1 protein-coding gene is annotated in these 608 nt (G+C 79.6%); it reads left to right on the top strand.

Annotation, left to right across the window (positions count from 1 at the left end; all coding sequences use genetic code 11):
• Window positions 1–608: NB-ARC domain-containing protein (locus tag M8J73_RS44390; RefSeq protein WP_249829922.1), on the top strand; the 608-nt coding region annotated here is incomplete at both ends.

Here is a 608-nt window from a genome sequence, read left to right as displayed (position 1 = left end):
GGCGGCACCGGCCGACGGGCCGCGGCCCCTGCCCGGCCCGCCCCCGGCGCTGCCCGCGGCGCCGCCCGGCTTCGTCGGCCGTGACGAGGAACTGGCGTACGGGGAACGGGCGCTGCGCGGTGGATTCGGCCGGCCGGCGGTACGGGTGCTCGCCGTCTCCGGGCCGGCCGGGGTCGGCAAGACCGCGCTGGCGCTGCGGCTCGCGCACCGCACGGCGGACCTGTTCCCCGACGGCGGGCTGCTGCTCGGGCTGCGCGGCCCGCAGGGGCGTCCCCTGAGTGCCGCGCAGGCGGGCGCGGCCCTGCTGCGCCGACTCACCGACGACGTCCCCGGCGTCCCGCTCACCGACCCGGAGGAGCTGACCGACCGGCTGCGGCGGGCCCTGCACGGGCGCCGGATGCTGCTCATCCTGGACGACGCCGCGTCCGAGCAGCAGATACGGCCGCTGCTCCAGGCCGTCACGGAGGGCTCGGTGATCATCACCGGACGCCGCCGGGCCGCCGCCCTCGACGGGGCGGAGCATCTGCGGCTGGACGCGGTGCGCCCGGAGGAGGCGGTGGAGCTGCTGCTCGCCGCCGGGGGCGAGCGGATGGCGCAGGACCCGGTGG

It is taken from the genome of Streptomyces neyagawaensis, assembly GCF_023516595.1.
Taxonomy (GTDB): Bacteria; Actinomycetota; Actinomycetes; order Streptomycetales; family Streptomycetaceae; genus Streptomyces; species Streptomyces neyagawaensis.
Note: the sequence above shows the minus strand (reverse complement) of the source record. Positions and strands in the feature narration are given on the sequence as shown.